This window comes from Bifidobacterium animalis subsp. animalis ATCC 25527 (genome assembly GCF_000260715.1).
GTDB classification, from domain to species: Bacteria; Actinomycetota; Actinomycetes; order Actinomycetales; family Bifidobacteriaceae; genus Bifidobacterium; species Bifidobacterium animalis.
Genome location: NC_017834.1, coordinates 109,846 through 128,412 on the forward strand (window position 1 = coordinate 109,846; position 18,567 = coordinate 128,412).

The window sequence follows — 18,567 nt, forward strand, 5'->3', positions numbered from 1 at the left end:
CCTAGAATCTGTGGAAGAAATACAGGAATTTTAGGAAAGGAAGCGTCATGGTAGCGCAGAACATCATCATGACTGTCCTCAACGTGATCGTGCTGGTCGCGCTGCTGGTGTTCGGTGTGTATGCGGTGTACAACAACAAGCCGAATTTCGAGCTCACGCCGGCGCATCTCTATGACCAGCAGATGGGGCAGAAATACGGCATCTGGGTATTTATTTGCGTGATCATCAGCTGGCTCGTCACGCTGCCCGGCCTGTTCGGGCCGCTGAGCAACACGTGGAACCAGATTCTGTGGTGGGTCGAGCTCATCTTCAACATCGCCACGCTCGTGTTCTGCGTGCTCGCGTCGTTCTACTACAGCAGGCTGAACACGCGCCCGCACGACTGATCAGCCGTTCCACAGGCCTCCCCCGGGAGGCTTTTTTGTTACGATGTGCTGGGATTCCACGGTGTGACGGGAGGTCGCGATGAGTCCGGAGAAATTGGCGCGGTTTGCGGATTCCTGGAAATACTTCGTGTGCCCGCTGTGCCGTGAAGAGCTACGGCTGGAGGGCACGAGTCTGCATTGCGAACGCGGTCACACCTACGATGTGGCGCGGCAGGGGTACGTGAATCTGGCGCCCGGCGCGCGGCAGTCGGAATACTACAGCCGGGAGTCGTTCGAGAACCGCGGCAGGATTCTCGGTGCCGGCTATTACTCGCATATCGTCGACGCCGTGCTCAGTGCCGTGAGGCGGTATTGCGGGCAGATTGCCGCGCCCATCGATTTCGCGGGTCTGCGCACGCGTTCCGGCGCGCAATTGCGCGGCGCACGCGGGCGTGTGGATCTGCGGGGGAGCGGGCCTCAGATGCGCGCGCCGGTGATACTCGACGTCGGCTGCGGAGAGGGGTTCTACGCGCGCGCCGTGCAGGCGGCGCATCCGGATGCCACGGTGCTCGCGTTCGACATCTCCAAAGACTCCGTGCAGCTGGCGGCGCGCGAGGATGTGGCGTGCGCGGTGAAATGGTTTGTCGGGAACCTGGCTGAACTGCCGGTGCGAGACGGTGCCGTGGACTGCGTGCTCGACGTGTTCTCGCCGGTCAACTACGCGGAATTCACGCGCGTGCTCGGCGGCTCGGGCGTGGTAATCAAGGTGGTGCCCGGCGCGCGGCATGACGGGCAGCTGCGCGAGCTCGCACGCGGGCAACTGCGGCACGGCGACTATTCGAACGAGCAGGTCGTGACGCAGTTCGCCGAGCATTTCGATGTGCTGGAGCGCCGGCTCGTCTCCCAAACCTTCCCGATGCCGGCCGAGGATGTGCTCGCCTTCGCCCGCATGACGCCGTTGCTGTTCAACGTGGACGTGGATTCGCTTGATCTCTCCCGGATTCATGAGCTCACCGTGGAGGCGGAGATCCTCGTGGGAAGCGTGTGCGAATAGATGCGCAGACTGGGTGCGAAACGGCGGATGCGGCGCATCCCAATCAAGCAGATCTACAAGTCGCCGGTGGAATTGCAGAGTTTCGCCGCATACCGGCTGCTCAAGATGATGGTCGTGATCGCCGTGGTCACCGTCGTGGCGTTCGCGTTGCGCATCGTGTTCAACGACCAGGAGCCGTTCTCGCTCGACATCGTGAGCATGCTCCGCGAGCGTTTCGACAGGACCTTCCAGCTTGGCGACGAGACGACGAGCCCGGTGGATTTCATCACCGCCATGTGGGGCGTGGTGGTCACGATCTGCCTTGGCGTCGCCTTCCAGAGCGAGCGGTTCGTGTCGGACAGGGACGCGATCGGCAGCTTCAGCAGTCTGCTCATCTGCTCGGCGCTGGCCACTTCGTTCATCACCGGGTTCTGGATACCGGAGATGTACCACACCAACGGAATCGCCAAGACCGTCATCATCACTGGGGCGGGCGCTCTGCTGATGGGGTGGATTCTCAACTACGGCAGCCAGATCTACATCACCCACCGATCCATGCGGCGCAACGAGCAGGCGCGTGACGCCGATTTGCGCCAGTATGCGAGACTCGAGAACACGCGGCCGGGGTATTGGCGGCTGCTGTGGCGGGCGGTCGCCGTGTGCGTGGCCGATATGGCGTTCTGGTCGGTGCTCTCGTCGGCGACCGGGCAGATCGCACATCTGCGCAGCGGACGGGGGATGGCGCTGCTGCTGGCGTCCTCGCTGCTCTCCACGGGAATCGTCGTGTTGCACGCCTATGTGCGGAATCGGTTCGTCGAATCGATTCCGGACCGTGGCTGGAGCCTCATGGCCTCCTTCGCGCTCGGTCTCTTCTCGCTCGTCGTCATGTGGTATGTGCTGGCGGTGCTGTGGGCGGCGATGGCGCAGGGAGCCGACGGACGACGGTATGTGCTGGCGGTGCTGGGGGCATGGTGCCTGGCGAATCTGCTGTTTGGCCGGGCCGTGTTCGGTTTGCGGGTGCTCCACCCGTTTCGCGGACTGCTCCAGGATGCGCGGTTCACGCAGAAGGCGATGCAATGGCAGCATTATGAGCTGTTCGCGCAGTTTGTGGAATCCAACGCGCTTCCCCGGCATGATGTGAGCGAGTATGGCATGGATCTGCGGCTATTGGTCATTCCGTGGAAGGAGCTGGAGACGGCGCTTGCAGACGGCGTGACGGAACTGGAGCTCGTGCCCGAGTGCGCCTCGCTGTTTTTCCCCGATGCCAGGAAAGACGGCATTCCACTGGTCGCGTTTTCCTCGGATGAGCTCAAAGCGCTGATCCGGTCCAGACGCAAGTCGCGCGACTGGAAGGCCACTCCTGATCTGAACCGCCGCGCATTCCGGGAGCTGGTGCGTTGCCCGGTCCATCTGGATGAGACGATCAACGAGACCCTGTGCCTGTATCTCGCGCTGATATGCGACGATGTCAGATATGTGACCCTGCTGCACGATGCGTAGGCGAATGGGTGGGCCGTGCACATGCGAGCAAGCATGCGAGTATGCGTAAAAGGAGACAGGCAGTGCGCCCAGATGCCTCTTTTTACGCAGAAGGGAAAAGTATTGGGGCTGCGGTTCCGCACAGAACCGCAGCCCCAATAATGGCTACAGATGAAATCAGTTCTTTGCTGAAGACCTCATGAGGAAGAAGGAAACCACTGCGACGACAACGACCGCGCCGATCAGCGACGGGATGATCGCCATGCCCGCGAGCTGTGGTCCCCAGTGACCCAACAGCGCCTCACCGAGTGCAGAACCCACCAGGCCGGCGATGATGTTGCTGATCCATCCCATTGCACCGCTGCGATGGGTGATGGCACCGGCGATTGCACCGATGATTGCTCCGACAATAAGAACCCATAACCAATGCATAATTATTCCTCCTTTGGGTTATATATTCGGATATACGGGATTGTAAAATGCACGGCAGCAAGTCGTGTTTATTTGTGCTATGAGGTGAAATTATGCAGTTTTGAGATAAAACAGCCGCATGAAAATTTGCAGTGTGCTATACGCTTCGCATATCATAAACGAGCGTAAATATTCAGCCTTTATTCATAATGCGCGTCAGCTTGGGCATGAAAAAACGGGGCGCCGGTTGAGCCGGGTCCCGCGAATCCAGATTATTGAGTTCGGCAGATTGCTATGCGCGAACCTTCATGACGATGAAGCTGACGATGGCGACCACAATGACCGCGCCGAGGATGGACGGTACGACCGCCATGCCCCCGAGCGACGGCCCCCAGGAACCGAAGAGTCCCTGACCGAGCGCCGAACCGGCCAAGCCTGCCAGAATGTTGCTGATCCAGCCCATCGAATGCCCGTTGTTGGTGATCGCACCTGCGATCGCTCCGATGACTGCGCCTACAATAAGTGTCCAAATCCAAAACATGGTGTCCATCCTTTCAGTTGTTGATGAACCAATACCTTCACTCTACGGGAGGCGCGACGGCCGCGTATCGCTTTGTGCTGTGGTGATATTCTGTTTTGTTTGGAATTCCGCCGTTTTGAGCGCGCAGTAGGTGCGCGGTGCCCGGCGTTGTCCCTGTGCACAGGTGATGTTCAGGAAGCATGCCTGCTGGTGTGCTACACGCGCAAGCCCCGCGTGTCCGTGCCGTGTGGTTTGCGGGATGTCATTATTCCTTACGGGATAGCGTTATTCCTTACGGGATAGCCGGACTTTTGCAATGCCGCCGATGCCGGCGGTGAAATCTACCCTTTTGCACCATATGAAAAGCTGGAAGTGCCCTACTGATGTCACTTTCGCACAATTTCGCGCAATGTTGTCGATGGCCGATTATCCCGTAACAGATAATGATATCCCGTAACGGATAATGGCGTGTTGTCGGCGAATGGCGGCGTATTTCGCGAGTTTGGTGCCCTTTTGATGCCTTCTATTGATATGCGGCAAAGCAAAACGGCTGATTTCGTCGGAAATCAGCCGTTTCTTGTTGGTGCGAGCGGCGGGACTTGAACCCGCACGAGCATGAGCTCACTGCCACCTGAAGACAGCGCGTCTACCATTCCGCCACGCTCGCAGACAAAGAATTAGATTACACCAATGCTCGCAATAGTGCAATTCGGCGTGTTGCAACACGATCATGGAAACGGGTGCCGGATGCTCGACCTCGCGAACGCCCGGCACCCGCCCGCTGAACATCTGGCGTTCACTCGTCGTGTGCGAGTGCGCGGAACTGGTCGGGGTCGATCACTTTCTTGTGCTCGCGGCCCTCCTTGGCTCCTTCGGCACGCTCGTACGCGTCCACGCGCTTCCAGCCGGCGAAATCGATTGGCCGCACGCCGCGCTCCGCAAGCAGACGGTCGATCGACTCGGGGTCGCGGTCGGGCGCGAGACGTGCGTTCTCCTTGTTCTGTGCGAGGTCTTCGAGCATGGCAGTCACGATCATCAGCGCGTCGGACTTCGTCGAACCGATGAGTCCCACCGGCCCGCGCTTCGCCCAGCCGGTAGCATAGAGGCGTTCGCGCACTTCGCCGTTCTCATGATCCACAGTGATGCGGCCGTCGCCGTTCGCGTTGGCCAAATGCGCGCCGCCCTCGTCGTAGGCGATGCCCGGCACCGATTCCGGCTTGTAGCCGATGGCATGGTACACGGCCTCGACCGGATAGTCGGTGAATTCGCCGGTGCGATGCATCTTGCCGTCCGCGCCGGTCTCGGTGCGCTCCACGCGAATGTCGACCACCTTGCCGTCTTCGCCGAGAATCTCGGTGGGTGCGGAATTGAAGTGGATGTAGTACTTGCGGTCGGCCGGGTTGCCTTCGAAGTCGACGTCGCCGTCGTCTTCCATGTCTTCGGCCATGTCGCGAATCACGAACAGCTCCTCCACCATCTGGCGCGTGAGCTTGTCTTTGCCCGCCTCCTCGATCGTGTCGTCGTCGAGCTCGAAGTCGTCTTCGTCAATGATGAGCTGCACACCGGGCAGCTTCTCCATTTCGCGCAGCTCCTGCACCGAGAACTTCGCCTGCGCGACGCCGCGGCGAATGAACAAGTGGAGTTCCTTCGCCTTGTTGTTCTTGATGCCCTCGTACACGTTGTCGGGAATGTCGGTTTTCGCACGCAGATCGTCGGCGTTGCGCATGAGTTCGCGCGCGACGTCCATCGCCACATTGCCGCCGCCGATCACCGCGACGCGTTCCGCTTCGAGCGGCCATTCGCGCACGCCGGTCGGGTAGCCGTCGTACCACTCCACAAAGCGCGCGGCACCGTACACCCCGTCGAGATCGGCGCCCGGAATTGTGAGCGGCTTGTCTTTGATCGCACCGGTCGCGAACAGAATCGCGTCGTACCGTTCAAGCAGATCCTCGAGCGTCACATCCTTGCCGAACTCGACGTCGGCGTAGAGATGGATGTTCGGATTATCGAGCGTCTTCTCGAGCGCCGATGCAATGAATTTGATCGACGGATGATCCGGCGCCACGCCATAGCGCACGAGGCCGAACGGCACCGGCAGTTTCTCGAACAGATCGATGCGCGCGTCCGTGCCGAGTCCGAGTTCGTCGCCGAGCTTGGCGAGCTGGCGCAGGAAGATGTCGGAGGAGTAGACGCCGGCCGGGCCCGCGCCGATAACAGCAATACGAAGTTCAGAATCTTGAGTCACGAGAATAGATTAGCCCACACTCGCGAATCTGTGAAGAGCCGCGCACTTGATTTGTCTTGCTAGGGAAGGGCTAGTGGGGCAAACCAAGCACAGCCTACTTGATTCATCTCAAAATCGCGTTGCCGGTGATATGAACCAAGTAGTGCCCGCATAAGAGGTCTCGCGGAGATGGAATCTGCGGAAGAAAACAAGTGCCGACTACTTGATTTGTTTCACTGCCGGAAGTGGAATGAGACAAACCAGTGCGAATAGTGTCAGGTTCGTCGCACTGAGGGGAGACTGGTGTGACAAACCCGTGCAGATAGTGCCGTGTTCGTCACGCTGAGAGGAGGGCTAGTGCGACAAACCCGGCACTGCGTACTTGATTTGTCTCGCAGATTCCCCAGATTGAAACAAATCAAGTACGGATGCCAGCATGACTCGCTTACTTGCGGTTGAACAGCGCCGTCAGTGCCCACAGAATGGAGACGACGTCGATCGCCTCCTGCAGGAACGCGCCGACGACCACGGGGATCAGGTTGAACGCGGCGCACACCATGCCCACGATCGCAAGCGCGATGCCGATGAGCACGGCCTGCAGCATGCGCTGTTTGGTCTGCCGGGCGATCTTCACGCCGAGCGGCACGGCGCCGATGTCGTCGTTCATGATCACCACTTCGGCGCTTTCCGAGGCGGCCGTGGACGTGCCGTCGGTCATTGCCATGCCGATGTCGGCGACCGCGAGCACCGGCGAATCGTTCACGCCGTCGCCCACCATCATCGTCACATCGCGGTGGATCGGCTCACCGAGCAGCTTCGCCAGGAACCGCTCCCAGCCAGACTTGCGGCCGGTCTTCTCGGCGGCCGCGGCCTCGCGCACGGCATTCACCTTGTCTTGCGGCAGCAGTTCATAGCGCACGTCGGTGATGCCCACCTCGTTCGCGATGATCATGGCAGACGCCTTCTTGTCGCCGGTGAGCATCGTCTCTTCCTTCACGCCGAGCTCGCGCAGTTCTGCGATCGCCTGCTTCGCGTCGTACCGCGGCACGTCGCGCAGCACGATGCGCGCGGCGAGCTTGCCGTCGATGGCGATGTACGTGGCCATCTCGTCGGGTTCGAGTTTGGTGGGCCACAGTTTGGCGGCGTCGCGGTCCGCTTGTTCCATCGCCTTCTCGTTGCGTGCCTCTTCCTGCGCAGTGTGCACTTCCTGCGATGCGATGGACTGCTCGGTCACGAAGGCGAAACGCCCCACCTCCACCTTGTGGCCGTCCACCGTGCCGGTGACGCCCTTGCCTGGCGTCTCGGTGACGTTGCCCACTACAGGGTAGTTCTCGTTGGGGTTCGGCAGTTCGCGCTGGCCGGTGTTCAGATTCCCGTCATTCGCCGTTTTCCCGCTCGAACTCGGCAGTCTGTGCAAGCGTGCCATCGCCTCCTTGCCGGCGGCGACGATTCCCTTGGCGAGCACGTGCACCGAGAATCCCTCCACCATGCCGGCGAGCATGAGGATCTCGTCTTCGGAGATGTTCGCAGGCATGTCCTTGGCCTTTTCGACGCGCACCACCTGCGGCTGCTTGACGGTGAGCGTGCCCGTCTTGTCGAAGAACACATGCGTGACGCGACCCAGATTCTCCAGCACATCCTGAGATTTGATGAGAATCTTCTGCTTGGCGAGACGTGCGGTGCCGGCGACGTATGCGACCGGCGCTGCGATGAGCAGCGGGCATGGCGTGGCGAGCACGAGCACCTGGGCGAAGCGCAGTCCGGTGCCCGAGACGATCCACGCGACGATTGCAATCGCGAATGAGATGATGGTGAACGGCACGGCGAGCATGTCGGCGGTGCGCACCACGGCGGCGCGCGATTCCTCCGCGGACGAGACGAGTTTCAGGATCTGCTGGTACTGCGAATCCGCGGCAAGCGAGGTGGTGCGCAGCATCATCGTGGTTGAGCCATTGATGGAGCCCGAGAGCACCTTCGCGCCGGCGAACAGGGTGCGCGGCACCGGCTCGCCGTTGATGTTGCTCAGGTCGACGCTTGCGGTGCCGGAGAGCAGCTGGCCGTCGACGGGGACGATTTCGCCGGGCAGCACGATGAGCACCGAACCGAGATTGACGTCGTTCACCGGGACCGTGTCGAAATGACCGTTCCCCATATTGATCGGCTTGCCTTCGCGCTGTGCCTGCTCGACGGCCTGCTGCACCTTGCGGAAGCCTTCCTCGGTCATTTCCGTGTCGCCGCCGTCCGTTGTACCGGGCAGCGTGACCACATGCGCCTGCTGCGGTGCCGCCTTGATGAGCGCAGTGAGATTGCCGCGCGCCTTGTTCTGCGCGTACGATTCGATCGCCTCGCCGGAGGCCACCATGAGCACCACTGCCCACGACGCCCAGTATTGCTGCACGCAGACGGTGGAGATGAGCGCGACGATGGCGAGCAGATCGACGCCGACATGGCCGTGCCTAATGCTTTCGATCATCTCGCGGATGCTTGTGTAGATGGTCCATGCCACGAACAGGATGATGATCCATTCGCCCACACCCGGGTCAAATGCGGGGTGAATGTGGCCCCACGGGCGCCATTGTGGAATGAGGGCCAGCGGTATGGCCGCCAGAATGGTGAGAGGAAGGAGCGGAACTTCCTTGCAAAGATCGATGATTTTCTTCATCGCATCTCCTTACGTCGGTATCGTCTTCCACACCTGCCTGCCGTTGCGCATGCGGGTGAGGAAAGCTAGCTTCACGCCTTGTTAGCCCATCGAACACGGCGCCCGGCTTGGCGCGCTTACGACACACGGCGTAAAAAGATTGCTGCATATTCAGTTGTATTCGCGCGTTTGCCGCGCATGGGTTCTCACTATAGCAAAACGCGCCCACTGGTGTGTTCCCGGTACAGGTGATATGGCAAGAGGGTCTGCAGATCGCTCTGCAGACCCTCTTGCCGAACCGGTCAACTCAGGTGTTTACCACATGCCGAACGGATCGATGAGTCCGTCGTTGTTGCGGTTGCGATTGTTGTTGTCGCTGTTGCCATCGTTGTTATTGTTATTGTCGTTGTTCTGGTTCTGGTCGTTCTGGCTGTTGTTGTTCTGGTTGTTCTGGCTGTCGCTGCGGTTGTTGCCGTTCACCGCCGCCTCGGCCTGGTCGAAGGTCACGTTGAGTTCCATCGTGTGACCGTCGCGCACCACGGTGAGTTTCGCGGTGGACCCCATTGCCGCGGCACGTACGAATCCGAGCAGCGAGTAGTTGTTGTTCACGGCGAGGCCGTTGAAGCCCACGATCGTGTCGCCGGTCTTCACGCCGGCCTTGGCTGCCGGGCTGTTCGCGACGACCGACTTGACCACGGCGCCACCGCGGGTCACGCCGTCCGCCTCCACCGTGGCGCTCTGGATCGTGACGCCGAGCGCCACATGTTCCACCTTGCCGTTCTTGATGATCTCGTCGGAGACCCGCTTCACCAGATTCGCCGGGATTGCGAAGCCGATGCCGATGGAGCCGGCGGTCTGGGTGCTCGAAGCGGTGGAGGCGATCGACGAGTTGATGCCGATCACCTGGCCGGCCGCATTGAAGGTGGGGCCGCCCGAATTGCCCGGGTTGATCGCGGCGTCGATCTGCACGGCGTTGGTGACGATGGCGTTGTTGTTCTCTTCGTCCATCACGGTGACGGGTCGGTTCAGCGCGGAGACGATGCCGGTGGTCACGGTGCCGTCGTAGCCGAGCGGATTGCCGATGGCCATGACCGGCTCACCCGGCGTCAGGCTGTCGGAATTCGCGAATGTGATGGGCGTCAGGTCTTTCGGCGGATTGTCGAGCTTGATCACGGCGAGATCGGTCGTGGAATCGGTGCCCACCACCTTCGCGCTGTAGATATCGCCGTTGTCGAGCGTCACCTGAATCTGCTTGGCGCCGGAGACCACGTGGTTGTTCGTCACAATATGACCCTCTTTGTCGAGGATCGCGCCGGAGCCCTTGGCTTCGCCCTGGTCCACGACGGTCTGGATCGACACGACCGACTTCGACACATTCGCGGAGACTCCGGCCCAGTTCGGTGCCTCGCCGCCTTCCACCGGGGCCGATCCGGAGCCGTGGCTGTTCGATGACAGGCTGCTCAGCGAACTTGACGTGGGGATTTTCACCCAGCCGTTGGTGAGCGCCGCATAGCCGACGCCCAGGCAGATCGCCGCCGCAACGAGTGCCGCGACCACCGCGACAATGATGTTGCTCGGCGTGCGTGCCGGTTGCCCCTGCTGTGGGCTGCCCGGCCCGAACGGCGACTGTGTCGGGCCGTTCGGATTGCCCGGACCTGCCGGCGTGCCGTTGCTGGGCGTGAACGGATTGCCCGTTGGCACACCGTACGGATTGCGGTTCTGCGCATTCGGTGCGCCCTGTGGCGCGTTCTGCTGGTTCTGGTCCACGCGCACGCCATATGGCATGTTCTGCGGATTGTTCTGCGTCTGGTACGGTAGTCCGGACTGCTGTGCGTTCGGCGCACCCTGCTGCGGGGGCGTCGGGATGCGCGTCGTCTCCTGCTGGGACGTCGGCGCATACGCACCGTATTGCGGTGCCAAGCGGTACGGTTCCGGTTTGCGGGTCTCGTCCACCGAAGTCGAGTCGTTCTTCTCGCCTTGCTCGGTGGCGGAACCGGAAACCGGCGTCAGCACGGAGGTCGGCTGTTCGTCTGCAGGCGCGGCAGGTGCGGCAGGTGCTGTGTTCGAATCTTCGGTGTTCGCGCCAATGTTGGCGTCGGTGTGGTGCTCGTCGGAGCCTGCGTTCTGGTCCGGCGTGCCGGTAGGCCAATTGTTGTTGTCGTCAGCCATCGACTCTCCCTATATGTCTCCTCATGATCGCGCTCGGGCAATCTATTCTTGTGATAGTACTCAGTTAAGCCACGTCTTCTTGAAGTTTCCTGAATGTCCACTGAAAACTGAATTGTTCTTTCGAAAAAGAATCTTTGGAATTCACGAGACCGCATTTTCCGCTACGCTTGCAGTGTGCAGACCGATTTCTCCGCCGTCGTGTTCGACTATTTCGACGTGCTCGTGGACTGGCGCCCGCGTCGCGTGGTGGGCGCGTTCTACCCGCCCGGCGTCACCGACATGTTCTTCGACGACCATGACCCGCACGGCTACGAATTCTGCCGTGCGCGCGCCGTCGCCGGTGTGCCGGATGGCAAGATTCTCGACGACTACACCCGCGAGCACGGTCCCGCGGTCGGCTGGATTCTGCGCCTGCTGCTGCAGCATCGCGCGCTTGGATTCTACGATATGCCCGTCGGCATGCCCACATTGCTTCGCGAGCTGCGGGCCGCCGGCGTGCGCATGGTCGGCCTGGCGAGCTGCTCGGAGACCGCGGTCGAGCAGATGCAGGTGAAATACCCGTGGCTCGGCCTGCTCGACGGCACAATGGTCTCCGCGCGCGAATGCATTGCCAAACCGGAGTCTGCGCTGTTCGAACGCGCGATTCGCGCCTTCCATCTCGACCCCGCGCACACGCTGTTCGTCGAGAACAACGCCGCCAACACCGCCGCCGCATGCGAACTCGGATTGCATGCCGTGCGTTTCGAATCCGCCGAGCAGATTCGCGCGCTGCTGCTCCCGGTCTCATAAGTGCCGTCAGTGCCGATCGCCCCCCCCAACTCGGTCGTGCGGTGCGCTCCATTGGCTCATCTGTGTGCTGCTGCGAAATCTGGCCGATGAGGAGGACTCTCCATTGGCTGGTGTATGCCGATGCGCCCAAAGTAGCCAATGAGGAGACCAGATTGCGTGCGGCCGCCCGGTTCGGATGCGTTCCGTTGGCCGGTTTGTTCCTATCTGCGAAGAACGGCCACTGTGGCGCGTCACTCGGCGGCTATTCCATGACGATATGCGAAAAATGGACGATAGAGCGAGACGAATGTGCCGAATCTTCAATGGAAGAGATTTTCAGTCTCCGTTTTTTGGCTGATTTGTTCTTTAGATGCGGATAGTGGCCGTTGGAGGGTGCGATTCAGCGGCCACTCCGTGCTCGCTTGCGAAGAATGGCCGTTCGGGTAGCCATGCTGTTCACGCGGACAACCGCACGCCTTAGAATTGCGCACATGACAGCGAATACAGAGAGCATTGTGCAGGCACCGGCCCCGCAGCTGGTGGAGCATCCGCGCGGCGCGGAACCGGGCAAACCCGGTGACCGCAGCGCCTTCCGTTTTGAACAGACCACGCGACTGCCGGATTCCCCGAACGGCAAGGGCAAAGGCGGCGCCCGCTATGGCCGCACCGGCATTCTGCACACGCCACACGGCGACATCAAGACGCCGGCATTCGTGCCGGTGGCCACGCAAGGTGCAATGAAGGCCGTGCTGCCGGAATCGATGACCCAGCTCGGCGCACAGTGTCTGCTGTCGAACGCGTTCCACCTGTACGAGCGCCCCGGTGAGGACGTGCTTGACGAGGCGGGCGGTCTCGCGAAGTTCATGAACTGGAACGGCCCGACTTTCACCGACTCCGGTGGATTCCAGGTGCTTTCGCTCGGCGCAGGCTTCAAGAAGACGTTGGCGATGGATGTGAAGGGCATGAAGTCCGACGACGTGATTGCCGAAGGCAAGGAGCGCATGGCGTTCGTGGACGAGGACGGCGTCACGTTCAAGTCGCCGCTCAACGGCTCGCTGCACCGCTTCTCCGCCGAGATTTCGATGAACATCCAGCACAAGCTCGGCGCCGACATCATGTTCGCGTTCGACGAGCTCACGACGCTCATGAACACGCGCCGCTACCAGGAGAACTCGGTTGAGCGCACCTATCGCTGGGCACAGCGTTGCGTCGCCGAGCATGAGCGGCTCACGCAGTCACGCCTCGGCAAGCCGTACCAGGCACTCTATGGTGTGGTGCAGGGTGCGAACTACGAGGATTTGCGCCGGCATGCGGCCTCGCAGATTGCCTCGCTCGACTTCGACGGCGTCGGCATAGGCGGCGCGATGGAGAAGCGGATCATCGGCGACATCTGCGCGTGGATCTGCGACGAGATGCCCGAAAGCCGGCCCCGGCACGTGCTCGGCATCGCCGCGGTGGACGACATCTTCGCCTGCGTGGAGAACGGCGGCGACACCTTCGATTGCGTGGCGCCGGCGCGTTGCGGGCGTAACGGCGCGATCTTCACGCGCGGCGGCCGTTACAACATCAAACGCGCGCAGTACAAGCACGATTTCGGTCCGCTCGAGGAGGGCTGCCAGTGCTACACGTGCACGCACTACACGCGTGCCTATGTGGACCACCTGCTGCGTGCGCACGAGATGAACGGGTTCACGCTTGCCACAATCCACAACGAGTACTTCTTCGTGCATTTGCTCGACGACATCCGCGCCTCGATCGACGGCGGCTATTTCGACGAGTTCCGCGACGAGACGCTCGCGCGTTTCTACGCGAACGGCTCGCGCGGCTGAGTGTATATCGCAAGCGATATGGGAAACGGCTGATTTCGTTGGAAATCAGCCGTTTTCAGTGGAGCGGATGACGGGAGTCGAACCCGCCTTTAAAGCTTGGGAAGCTTTCGTTCTACCGATGAACTACATCCGCAATGCGTGCCCGCGGCGACGCACGTTCGACAGTCTACCATAGATGCGGCATAAGCGCGCGCCGCGTTCGCAGGGGCGTCCACAACCATGCAGGCTCAGTGCTGGCGGTACTGCGAATACTGAGCGTAGCCCGCAACCTGCGGCGAAGCGGCGCCGGGAGCAATCTGCCCCATGTCGACGGCCATCTGGTTCAGGCGCGCGATGCGGTCTTCGGTCGGCGGGTGCGTGGAGAACAATCTGGACATGTCGGCACCGCGGAACGGCGACTCGATCATCATGGCGGCGGTGGAGGTGTCGGTGCTCGTCTTCGGTAGCGGATTCTGGTCGACGCCGGCCGAGATCTTCTGCAGCGCGGAGGCGAGCGCGAGCGGGTCGCCGGTGAGTTCGCTGCCGTCTTCGTCGGCGTCGTATTCGCGGGTGCGCGAGATTGCCATCTGGATGAGCGAGGCGGCGATCGGCGCAAGCACGGCGGAGAGCACGATGCCGATGAGTCCGGGAAGTCCGGCACCGTTGTCGCGGTCGCGGTTCGAGCTCGACGAATTGCCTATGTACATCATCGAATACCCGAGATAGGTGAGCACGGTGGCCATGGCGCCGGCAATCGCCGACGTGCGGATGTCGCGGTTGTACACATGCATGAGCTCGTGCCCGAGCACGCCGCGAATCTCACGTTCGTCGAGAATGCGCAGAATGCCCTGCGTGCAGCAGACGGCGGCGTGGTTCTCGTTGCGGCCGGTGGCGAAGGCGTTCGGCGTCTCGGTGGGTGCGATGTAGATGCGCGGCATCGGCTTGCCCGCACGCTGCGACAGTTCGCGCACGATGCGGTAGAGCTCGGGCGCCTGCTGTTCCGTTACCGGCTGCGCGTGCATCGACGCGATTGCGAGCTTGTCGGAGAACCAGTACGAGATGAACGACGTGCCGACGCCGATGGCCAAGTAGATGCCGAGCGTGGACGTGCGCGCGCCGGTGACCCACCAGATGAGCATGATGATCGCCCACATGATCGCGAACAGTGCAGCCGTTTTCAGGCCATTGTAATGGTTGTGCAAGTGCAGTTTGCCAGTCATAGAGCCTAGTGTACGGCAAATGCGAGCGGTGGGCGGGTGAATTCGCGCATCAGGACAGAATATTGTGGAGCGTGCCAGCGAGATCGGCGAGCAGATCGCCCCGGCCGCACGCGTTGCTCATGATGGCGATCACATAGCCCGGCTTGTCGTCGGCGCCTGCGCCCGGCAGCACGATGCCGGCGTCGTTGAGCGCATAATAGTCGCCCTCGCCGTTGATCCAGCCGGCCTTGCTCAGCACCACCGTGCCGTCCGGATTCGCGGAACCGTTGAGCTCGTTGGCACCGCCCGCGGTGAGCGATGGGTCGAGCTCGGCACCACGGCTGTTGCCGCCACCGTGTGCGGCGTCGATCGACGAATTGAGCGAATGTTGCATACTCGAGGCGAGCCATTCGCGTGCCGATGCGCTCGCCGTCTCACCCGCGTTCGGTTCGCCCTCGGCATCGGCGAACAGGTATCCGTACGTCTTCACCCACATCTTCGCGAGTTCCACCGCGCTCACATCCGGGTACTGGAATCCGCGCATGCGTTCCGGATTCTCCACTACGCCTTCGCTCCACGGGATGATCGCACTGTTCAGATGCGCGTTCCACAGCGCATCGTACCCGTCGTTGTCGGAATACCGCAGCACGCCCGCAATATGGTCCGCGTTGATCTGCGCGGACAGCGTGCTCCCGCTTGCCGTCTCATCCAGATTCACTGCGCCCTCCTGCAGCAGCGACACGATGTACGGCGCCTTGATCGACGACGCCGGGTACCGCGCCACGCCGCCGTTCGCCGCGATCACGCCGCCGGAACCGAGGTCGGCGACGGCGAACGAGACCTGCGCACCGACGTCGGTGAACGCCTGCAGATTCTGCTCAATCTGCTCGCGTTGATCACTGCTGAGTGAGATGGCGACGGTGTCGAGTGCTGAGCTGTCGTCCACCGCGCTCAGATTGTCGAGCGCGGTCGCGGTCATCTGCGAGACCGAAACCGTGGGCGTCGCCTCATGCAGACCAGCCGCCTTGATGGCCTCGTCGGTGAGTGGCACCGGCAGCTGCGGTGCCTCGATCTCGGTGACGGGAGCCGGAGGGATGGCCTGGGTATTGCGCCTGAGGTCGACGATGTTGACTCCCACGCCCAGGCAGATCACGGCAATCACCGTGAGCAATGCGGTGAAGACGACGGTGAGCACGCGTTTCCAATGGGCGAGCGAACGTTCCCAATTGAGGACTGCGGAGGCGATGCGCGTGCGTGGTCGGTCCGTTCGCGTCGGCTTGCCTGGGCGTGCGAACAAGCGCATATCTCGCCTCACTTGTCTGCGCATGCCTGCGCGGTTGGAAGGGAGTGGGAATCTGCAACCCATACTCGCATACCGGCATGCATATTGGGCGAATTCGTCCAACATTTCACAATATTCGACCGGCAGCTGCAGGGCGCGCGCGGATTACTCTGGAGGTATGTGCGCACATTATCTGGGATTGACAATGGCGGAGGTGGGCAGACTCGTCGACGAGCTCACTGCGGCGGAGCCTACCGCCGGCGAGTTCGCAGGCGTCGGCGTGGAGGCGTACCCGAAATCGGTCGTGCCGATCATCGTGCCCGCGTTCGACACGGCAGTGGGTGCACCGGAACTGGTGAATGGGAGTCTGCGAACGGCGGAGGCGCAATGGGGATTCGAGCAGCAGTGGACACCGCAGCCTGTGTTCAATACGCGCATCGAGAGCGCGGACAAGCCGATGTGGCGCGCGCCGATGGAACACGACCGCTGCGTGATCGCCTGCCGCTGGTTCTATGAATCGCACGGCAGCGAGATGGCGGTGAGTGCGCGCACCGGCAGGCAGATCAAACAACAGTATGTGTTCCGCATGCCCGACGAACCGGTCATGCTGATCGGCGGCGTGCGTCGCGGCTCGCAGTTCTCAATGGTCACCACGCAGGCGAACGCCGACATGAAGCCGATTCACCCGCGCATGCCACTCATTGTGCGGCAAGGTGAGCTCGATCTGTGGCTCGGGCCGGATTACCGCGCGCTCGCCGATCGTTCGGACATTCCGCTCGAATCGAAGCCGGTGCACTGAGCGGGCATGTGGCCGCCACGGATATGCCCGTGTGGTTGTCGGTTGCGAATCTTATTTTGTTAAGTCAGTAGATTTACGCGCAGACACAGGTGAGGTGCACGTATGACAGGCGCGACGAACATGGCGACGCGGGGCGACCGCGGCGGAAAACAAGGCAGAACCGGCGGCAACGGCTTGGGATTGTTCGCGCTCGCAGCCGGCGCGTTCGTGCTCGGTGCCGCGGAATTCGTGATGATGGGCATACTGCCGCAAACCGCGCAGACCCTGCAGGTGAGCATTCCGACGGCAGGGCACTTCATCTCGGCATACGCGATCGGCGTGTGCGTGGGCACACTGATGCTCGTGTTCGGCCGCAGAATCCCACCGCGCACATTGATCGTCATGTTCATGGTCATCGCCTGCGCGGGCAACGCCTTGAGCGCCATGGCCGTGAACGCGCCGATGCTCGTGGGTGCCCGCTTCCTCGCCGGTCTGCCGCATGGCGCCTTTTTCGGCACAGCTACGCTGATCGCCAAGCTGCTCGCTCGCAAGGGCAAGGAGGCGCGTGCTGTGGCATCCATGGTCACCGGGCAGACCGTGGCGAACATGCTCGGTGTGCCAGCCGGTACGCTGCTCGCCGAGCATATGTCGTGGCGACTGGCGTTTGTGGCGCTCGCCGCGTGCGCTGCAGTGACCGCCGTGCTCGCACGCGCATGGATCCCATCTGTGGCACCTGTGCGTGACGCGGGTCTGCGCGGGCAATTCAGATTCCTCCGCCAACCGGGCCCCTGGATGGTGCTCATCGCTGTTTTCGTCGGGAACACAGGTATTTTCTGCTGGTGGAGCTATGTGAGCCCATGGCTGCAGAAGGTGGGCGGATGGCCGAACAACACGATCTCCGCGCTGATGATGCTCGCCGGATTCGGCATGGTCGTGGGCGGATTGATCGGCGGCCGCATCGCAGACCGCTGGGTGCCCGGCGGCACTTCGGCGCTTGGCCAGTGTATCGCCTGTCTCGGCTTGCTCGCCGTGTTCCTCGTGCCCGGCTCGCGCTGGAGCACGGCGCTGTTCGCTTTTGTGATTTCGTTCGCACTGTTCTTCGTTTCAGCGCCGCAACAGCTGCTCATGGCGGAGGCCGGCAAGGGCGGCGGCGAGCTCATAGGCGGGGCCACTGTGCAGATCGCCTTCAACTTCGGCAATGCCGTCGGCTCGATGGTGGGTGGTGGCGTGCTGGACGCCTCGCATATGAACTACCATTACCCCGCGTTGAGCGGAGTCCCGTTCGCCGCGTTCGCCGTGTTGCTGCTCGCGTTCTATTCGGTGCGGTACGAGCGGTGCGGTCGCGACGTGGATTCGCTGCGTGCCTGAGCGAGGGTCTGCTGTTGTGTGCGGTAATCTGCGGGCAGATTGCGAAACCGAGGGCATGTGATCACAGCTTGGCGGCGAGTGCGCGCGCCTCGCTTGCATTGCGGGCCATGCCCATGTAATCCATACCGTACAGGCCGGCGAAGCGGTTGATGGTGTATTCGCCGCGCTCGTACATCTGCTGCGTGGGCGCGCCGCCCTGGAACAGGAAGAAGAGGCGTTTGCCGGCGAGGTCGTCGGAAGAGACCGGGCCGTAGCAGCGATCGAGCAGGCAGCGCGTCATGCCGCTCATGTCATGCCAGTACACGGGCGAGCCGATCACAATCGTCTCGGCCGCCTTCATCGCCTCCAGCACCTCATCGAACTGGTCGTCGGCGAAGTGGGTGCCGTAGTCGTACACCTTGAGCGAGGCGAGATCGATCTGCGTGAAATCGCGACCCTCGAGGAACGCGTGGCCAAGGTGCGTGGTGTTACCGCCGATCTCGACGCCATTGATGAGCAGAATGCCCATGGAATCTCCTTGTG

The 18,567-nt window shown here is 61.9% G+C and carries 15 protein-coding genes and 2 tRNA genes; 7 read left to right on the forward strand and 10 right to left on the reverse strand.

Translation table 11 applies throughout. The features are described from left to right. The first annotated feature begins 47 nt into the window (after positions 1-47). From BANAN_RS00470 to BANAN_RS00480, 3 genes are all read left to right on the forward strand, one after another. Entirely contained in the window at positions 48-386 is a 339-nt protein-coding gene (locus BANAN_RS00470) for a hypothetical protein (RefSeq protein WP_004218382.1), read from the forward strand. Positions 387-465: 79 nt separating this feature from the next. Then, positions 466-1,419: a putative RNA methyltransferase gene (locus BANAN_RS00475; RefSeq protein WP_014697030.1), complete on the forward strand. Its 954-nt coding sequence runs from the start codon at positions 466-468 to the stop codon at positions 1,417-1,419. Continuing rightward, positions 1,420-2,898: a hypothetical protein gene (locus tag BANAN_RS00480; protein ID WP_014697031.1), complete on the forward strand. Its 1,479-nt coding sequence runs from the start codon at positions 1,420-1,422 to the stop codon at positions 2,896-2,898. 156 nt (positions 2,899-3,054) lie between these two features. On the opposite strand, the gene BANAN_RS00485 is transcribed toward BANAN_RS00480, so the two are convergent. The 6 genes from BANAN_RS00485 to BANAN_RS00510 all read right to left on the reverse strand — a co-directional run bounded on the left by BANAN_RS00485 (position 3,055) and on the right by BANAN_RS00510 (position 10,842). Beyond that, positions 3,055-3,309 carry a GlsB/YeaQ/YmgE family stress response membrane protein gene (locus BANAN_RS00485; RefSeq protein ID WP_014697032.1) on the reverse strand — a complete coding sequence of 85 codons (255 nt, stop codon included), beginning with the start codon at positions 3,307-3,309 and terminating at the stop codon, positions 3,055-3,057. A 271-nt stretch (positions 3,310-3,580) separates the two neighbouring features. Further along, positions 3,581-3,829 carry a GlsB/YeaQ/YmgE family stress response membrane protein gene (locus tag BANAN_RS00490; protein ID WP_014697033.1) on the reverse strand — a complete coding sequence of 83 codons (249 nt, stop codon included), beginning with the start codon at positions 3,827-3,829 and terminating at the stop codon, positions 3,581-3,583. Positions 3,830-4,389: 560 nt separating this feature from the next. After that, positions 4,390-4,475, reverse strand: a tRNA-Leu gene (locus BANAN_RS00495). Between the two features lie 129 nt (positions 4,476-4,604). Further along, positions 4,605-6,053, reverse strand: a complete 1,449-nt coding sequence (locus tag BANAN_RS00500; RefSeq protein WP_014697034.1) for an FAD-dependent oxidoreductase — start codon at positions 6,051-6,053, stop codon at positions 4,605-4,607. 424 nt (positions 6,054-6,477) lie between these two features. Further along, a complete protein-coding gene (locus BANAN_RS00505) occupies positions 6,478-8,694 on the reverse strand; it encodes a heavy metal translocating P-type ATPase (protein ID WP_014697035.1) in 2,217 nt (738 codons plus the stop codon). A gap of 294 nt (positions 8,695-8,988) precedes the next feature. After that, the gene (locus BANAN_RS00510; protein ID WP_014697036.1) at positions 8,989-10,842 is read right to left on the reverse strand and encodes a S1C family serine protease; all 1,854 of its coding nucleotides are present in this window, start codon (positions 10,840-10,842) and stop codon (positions 8,989-8,991) included. A 174-nt stretch (positions 10,843-11,016) separates the two neighbouring features. Between BANAN_RS00510 and BANAN_RS00515 the strand changes: the two genes are divergently transcribed. Next, positions 11,017-11,631, forward strand: coding sequence for an HAD family hydrolase (locus BANAN_RS00515; protein ID WP_014697037.1), 615 nt, complete (start codon positions 11,017-11,019; stop codon positions 11,629-11,631). A 470-nt stretch (positions 11,632-12,101) separates the two neighbouring features. After that, entirely contained in the window at positions 12,102-13,439 is a 1,338-nt protein-coding gene (tgt, locus tag BANAN_RS00520; protein WP_014697038.1) for a tRNA guanosine(34) transglycosylase Tgt, read from the forward strand. Positions 13,440-13,498: 59 nt separating this feature from the next. On the opposite strand, the gene BANAN_RS00525 is transcribed toward tgt, so the two are convergent. The 3 genes from BANAN_RS00525 to BANAN_RS00535 form a co-directional block, all read right to left on the reverse strand. Then, positions 13,499-13,572: transfer RNA gene (locus tag BANAN_RS00525), tRNA-Gly, on the reverse strand. 94 nt (positions 13,573-13,666) lie between these two features. Further along, positions 13,667-14,638 carry a zinc metalloprotease HtpX gene (htpX, locus tag BANAN_RS00530; RefSeq protein WP_014697039.1) on the reverse strand — a complete coding sequence of 324 codons (972 nt, stop codon included), beginning with the start codon at positions 14,636-14,638 and terminating at the stop codon, positions 13,667-13,669. A gap of 49 nt (positions 14,639-14,687) precedes the next feature. Further along, positions 14,688-15,920 carry a serine hydrolase gene (locus BANAN_RS00535; protein ID WP_014697040.1) on the reverse strand — a complete coding sequence of 411 codons (1,233 nt, stop codon included), beginning with the start codon at positions 15,918-15,920 and terminating at the stop codon, positions 14,688-14,690. 157 nt (positions 15,921-16,077) lie between these two features. Here BANAN_RS00535 and BANAN_RS00540 point away from each other — a divergent pair, with 157 nt between their 5' ends. Further along, positions 16,078-16,698 (forward strand): SOS response-associated peptidase family protein, encoded by a 621-nt coding sequence (locus BANAN_RS00540; RefSeq protein ID WP_041776925.1) that lies wholly within the window; start codon positions 16,078-16,080, stop codon positions 16,696-16,698. Between the two features lie 120 nt (positions 16,699-16,818). Then, positions 16,819-18,045, forward strand: a complete 1,227-nt coding sequence (locus BANAN_RS00545; protein WP_048340825.1) for an MFS transporter — start codon at positions 16,819-16,821, stop codon at positions 18,043-18,045. A gap of 61 nt (positions 18,046-18,106) precedes the next feature. Here the strand turns inward: BANAN_RS00545 and BANAN_RS00550 are convergent, their stop codons facing one another. Continuing rightward, a complete protein-coding gene (locus BANAN_RS00550; protein WP_014697043.1) occupies positions 18,107-18,553 on the reverse strand; it encodes a flavodoxin family protein in 447 nt (148 codons plus the stop codon). Positions 18,554-18,567: the final 14 nt, after the last annotated feature.

Bases quoted from the DNA above. Each gene is read 5' to 3' on its own strand.
- BANAN_RS00510 (WP_014697036.1), bottom strand. From the start codon at position 10,842: ATGGCTGACGACAACAACAATTGGCCTACCGGCACGCCGGACCAGAAC.
- BANAN_RS00480 (WP_014697031.1), top strand. From the start codon at position 1,420: ATGCGCAGACTGGGTGCGAAACGGCGGATGCGGCGCATCCCAATCAAG.
- BANAN_RS00550 (WP_014697043.1), bottom strand. From the start codon at position 18,553: ATGGGCATTCTGCTCATCAATGGCGTCGAGATCGGCGGTAACACCACG.
- BANAN_RS00470 (WP_004218382.1), top strand. From the start codon at position 48: ATGGTAGCGCAGAACATCATCATGACTGTCCTCAACGTGATCGTGCTG.
- BANAN_RS00535 (WP_014697040.1), bottom strand. From the start codon at position 15,920: ATGCGCTTGTTCGCACGCCCAGGCAAGCCGACGCGAACGGACCGACCA.
- BANAN_RS00475 (WP_014697030.1), top strand. From the start codon at position 466: ATGAGTCCGGAGAAATTGGCGCGGTTTGCGGATTCCTGGAAATACTTC.
- BANAN_RS00545 (WP_048340825.1), top strand. From the start codon at position 16,819: ATGGCGACGCGGGGCGACCGCGGCGGAAAACAAGGCAGAACCGGCGGC.
- BANAN_RS00490 (WP_014697033.1), bottom strand. From the start codon at position 3,829: ATGTTTTGGATTTGGACACTTATTGTAGGCGCAGTCATCGGAGCGATC.
- tgt (WP_014697038.1), top strand. From the start codon at position 12,102: ATGACAGCGAATACAGAGAGCATTGTGCAGGCACCGGCCCCGCAGCTG.
- BANAN_RS00485 (WP_014697032.1), bottom strand. From the start codon at position 3,309: ATGCATTGGTTATGGGTTCTTATTGTCGGAGCAATCATCGGTGCAATC.
- BANAN_RS00505 (WP_014697035.1), bottom strand. From the start codon at position 8,694: ATGAAGAAAATCATCGATCTTTGCAAGGAAGTTCCGCTCCTTCCTCTC.
- BANAN_RS00540 (WP_041776925.1), top strand. From the start codon at position 16,078: ATGTGCGCACATTATCTGGGATTGACAATGGCGGAGGTGGGCAGACTC.
- htpX (WP_014697039.1), bottom strand. From the start codon at position 14,638: ATGACTGGCAAACTGCACTTGCACAACCATTACAATGGCCTGAAAACG.